Origin of the sequence: Streptomyces africanus (assembly GCF_002150735.1) — a bacterium.
GTDB lineage: Bacteria > Actinomycetota > Actinomycetes > Streptomycetales > Streptomycetaceae > Streptomyces > Streptomyces africanus.
Genome location: NZ_MUKA01000273.1, coordinates 532 through 4,177, shown reverse-complemented (window position 1 = coordinate 4,177; position 3,646 = coordinate 532). Strand labels below are relative to the sequence as shown.

Sequence of the window (3,646 nt, the reverse complement as noted above, 5' to 3'; positions counted from 1 at the left end):
GCCTCCCCTGAACCGGGCCCGCGCGTCCATCCCCCCCCCGTGGACGGACGCCCGGGCCCGGTTCAGGGGAGGCGGCGGGCCAGGAGGGTGAAGGCGGTTCCCGTCGCCGTGGCGGCCACCGCCAGGAGGATGCCCGTTCGAGGACACGCAGGCGCAGGGCGTGTTTGGTCTGCTGGACGATCTGGCCGTAGGGGGCCGGAAAGTCAAGCGTGTTTTCGTGAACCGTTCGAACCGGGCGGTCCGATGAGGAGACGTGAGCGAAACGAGAAGCGACGGGGAGCTGCTGCGGGCCGTCGCCGCGGACGCCGACCGGCGTGCCTTCGAGGAGCTGTACCGGCGGTACGCGCCGTGGCTCCGGGCCCGGCTGCGGGGCCGGTGCGCCGACGTGGGTGTCGTCGACGACGTCGTACAGGAGACGTTCCTCGCGGTGTGGCGGGGCAAGGCCCGCTACCGGGAGGAGGGCGATGTGGCCGGGTGGCTGTGGCGTATCGGGTCGCGGCGGCTGGTGGACGCGCTGCGCGGTGACGGGGCGCGCGGGCGGCTGAGGCAGGCGCTGGCGCGGCTGCGGCACCGGGACGAGGTGTCGGCGGAGGAGCGCGTGCTCGCGGGGGTGGAGCACGGGGACCTCGCGGGCGCGCTGGTCCGGCTGTCGCCGGAGCTGCGGGCGGTGTTGCAGGCGACCGTCATCGACGGGCTGTCGACCCGGGAGGCCGCCGTGCTGCTGGGCATTCCGCCGGGAACGGTCAAGACGCGGGCGATGCGGGCCCGCAAGCAGTTGCGGGAGGCGTTGGCATGAGCTGGCATGTGCCGGAAGAGGATCTGCGCGCCTACGCGCGCGGCGAGCTGGCGGCACCGGCCCTGTGGTCGGCCGACGCGCACCTGGGCGCCTGCGCCGCGTGCCGGGGCGCGCTCGCCGAGGTGAGTGACCCGGTCGCGCTCGACGCGGGGTGGGAGCGGCTCGACGCCGAACTCGACGCACCCCGGATCGGGCTGCTGGAGTCGCTGCTGGTCCGGGCCGGGGTGGCCGGGCACACCGCGCGGCTGCTGGCGGCGGCGCCGGTGCTGCGCAGGTCGTGGCTGGGGGCCGTCGTCGCCGTGCTGCTGCTGAGCGTCGCGGCGGGACACGCCGTGCGGGGCGGGGAGTTCCCCACGCTGTTCCTCGCGCTCGCGCCGCTGCTGCCGCTGGCGGGCGTGGCAATGTCGTACGGGCCCGCGCTGGATCCGACGTACGAGATGGCCGTCGTCGCGCCGATGCACGGCTTCCGGCTGCTGATGATCCGGACGGTGGCCGTACTGGGCGTGGTGCTGGGGCTGAACGGCCTCGCGACGATCGCGCTGCCCGCGTACGGGCTACGGGCGCTGGCCTGGCTGCTGCCCGCGCTCGCGCTCACCGCGACCGGGCTGGCGCTGACGCCCCGGCTGGGTCCGGTGCTCGCGCCGTCGCTGGCCGGCGGGGCGTGGATCGGGCTGCTCGTGCTGGCCCAAGCCCTGCGGGCCGGCCCCGAGGTGCCGCTCGCGCCGTTCACCGTCGCCGGGCAGGGCGTGGCCGCGCTGGTCGCCGCGCTCGCCGCCGGGCTGCTCTTCCTCCTCCGTGACCGCTTCGACCTCTTCCAGGGACGTGCCGTATGACTCCGACCGTGTCCGCCTCCGGGCTGAGCCTCCGCTACGGCGGCACCCGGGCCCTCGACGACGTGTCGCTGCGGCTGACCGGCGGCGTCACCGGGCTGCTCGGCCCCAACGGCGCCGGCAAGACCACGCTGCTGCGGGTCCTCGCCACGGCCCTGCCCGCCGACCGGGGCGCCTTCACCGTGCTCGGGCACGACCCCGGCACGGCGCGGGGCAGGCAGGAGGTACGGCGCCGGCTGGGCTATCTGCCGCAGACGCCGGGGTTCCACCCGGACTTCACCGCCTTCGAGTTCGTCGACTACGTGGCGATCCTCAAGGAGATGACCGACCAGGCCGCCCGGCACCGCGAGGTGCGGCGCGTGCTCGACGAGGTGGGGCTCGCCGACGTACGGGGCAAGCGCATCCGCAAGCTGTCCGGCGGCATGCGGCAGCGGGTCGCCCTGGGCGCCGCCCTGGTCGGTGATCCCGGCTTCCTGGTGCTGGACGAACCCACAGTCGGGCTGGATCCCGAACAGCGCATGCGATTCCGGGAGTTGATCGCGGGGGCCGGGGAGGGGCGCACGGTGCTGCTGTCCACCCACCAGACGGAGGACGTGGCGATGCTCTGCCACCGGGTGCTGGTCATGGCCGGCGGCCGGGTCCGGTTCGAGGGCACCCCGGCCGAGCTGACGGCCCGGGCCGCCGGGCGGGTCTGGAGCAGCACGGAGCGCGATCCGGGCGCCAAGGCCGGGTGGCGTACGGGGACCGGGTCCTTCCGGAACGTGGGGGATCCGCCGGACGGCGCCGAGCTGCTCGAACCCACCCTGGAGGACGGCTACCTGCTCACCCTCGACGGTGACGCCGTGGAGGTGGCGGCATGACGACGGTGGTGGAGAGGCCGGTCGTGTCCGATGTGCGGCCCGGGGCCTCGGGAGCGGCCGTGGCGGCCCTGGCCCTGTTCGAGACGCGCCGGCTGCTGACGAGGCTGCCGGTGATCATCGCCTTCCTCGTGTACATCGGCTGGACCGTGTGGCGAGGCGGCAAGGCCTGGGACGGCTACCCGGCCCTCCAGGACGCCGACCGCGCCACCCAGGCAGGCCCGATGCTGGTCGGCCTTGCGGTCCTGCTGTCCGTCAACCACGCCGCGCTGCGCTCGCGACGGCACGGGACGGAGCATCACCTCTCGGTGCTGGTCCTCCCGCCGTGGCGGCGTACGGTCGCCCATGCGCTGTCGGTCGTGGCCGCGGCCCTGCTCACCGCCGTGTGCGTGGCCGCGCAGTTCGGCCGGGAGGCGCTCAGGCCCGGGGCGATCGGGCACGGTTCGGTGGCCGAACTGCTGGTGGGGCCGCTGACCGTGTTGCTGGCCGGGCTGGCGGGGCTGCTCATGACCCAGCTGGTGAGGTCGGCTCTCACCGCCCCGCTGACGGTGGTGTTCTTCCTCCTGCTGTTCCTCTTCGGCGCGGGCATGAGCGACGGCGCGACGAGGTGGTTCATGCCGGTGGTCGACGAGGCGACCACCAACACGCTGCCGTCCGACCTCATCGGCCGGCCCGCCGCCTGGCACGCGCTGTACCTGGCCGGGCTGGCGCTGTGCGCGGGCATGGTGGCGGTGCTGGCCGCCGGTGGCCGCAAGCCGGTGGTGCTGGCCGGGGTCGCCGGGGCGGTGGCCATGACGCTGGTGGGCGGCGTGGCCCAGACCGGCGGCGACTCCGCCGGGCTGGTCAGGGCCCGCGAGCGTGCCACGCTCAACCCGGACCAGGTGCAGTCGTGTCACCGGCGGGACGGTTCGACGTACTGCGCGTTCCCCGAGTGGGGGCCGCGGGTCGCGGACTGGGCCGGGGTCGTGGACCGGGTGCGGTCCCTGGCCGGGGGCAGCGCGCACGACCAGGACGTCGTCGTACGGCAGCGGATCGAGGCCCGTTACGGGCTCTCCGGCGACAGCGCGCTGATGCCTCTGGAGCGGCCGCACGAGGTGTCCGTGGGCACGAGGTGGGGCGGGAACCGCGTCCCCGAGTTCTCGGCCGCCGTGGCCGGTGTGCTG

4 protein-coding genes are annotated in these 3,646 nt (G+C 75.0%); all 4 read left to right on the top strand.

The features are described from left to right. The first annotated feature begins 253 nt into the window (after positions 1-253). Positions 254-796: an RNA polymerase sigma factor gene (locus tag CCL05_RS30630; protein WP_086563941.1), complete on the top strand. Its 543-nt coding sequence runs from the start codon at positions 254-256 to the stop codon at positions 794-796. Further along, positions 793-1,629, top strand: coding sequence for a cupin domain-containing protein (locus tag CCL05_RS30625; RefSeq protein WP_086563940.1), 837 nt, complete (start codon positions 793-795; stop codon positions 1,627-1,629). The genes CCL05_RS30630 and CCL05_RS30625 overlap by 4 nt, the downstream gene beginning before the upstream one ends. Then, positions 1,626-2,486, top strand: coding sequence for an ABC transporter ATP-binding protein (locus tag CCL05_RS30620; RefSeq protein WP_086563939.1), 861 nt, complete (start codon positions 1,626-1,628; stop codon positions 2,484-2,486). Before CCL05_RS30625 ends, CCL05_RS30620 begins: the two co-directional genes overlap by 4 nt. After that, a partial coding sequence (locus tag CCL05_RS30615; RefSeq protein WP_244204468.1) for an ABC transporter permease occupies positions 2,483-3,646 on the top strand: 1,164 nt, incomplete at its 3' end. The genes CCL05_RS30620 and CCL05_RS30615, both read left to right, overlap by 4 nt.

What these genes read in the sequence shown, in the direction of transcription:
- CCL05_RS30620 (WP_086563939.1), top strand. Translation starts at nt 1,626, where the DNA reads ATGACTCCGACCGTGTCCGCCTCCGGGCTGAGCCTCCGCTACGGCGGC.
- CCL05_RS30625 (WP_086563940.1), top strand. Translation starts at nt 793, where the DNA reads ATGAGCTGGCATGTGCCGGAAGAGGATCTGCGCGCCTACGCGCGCGGC.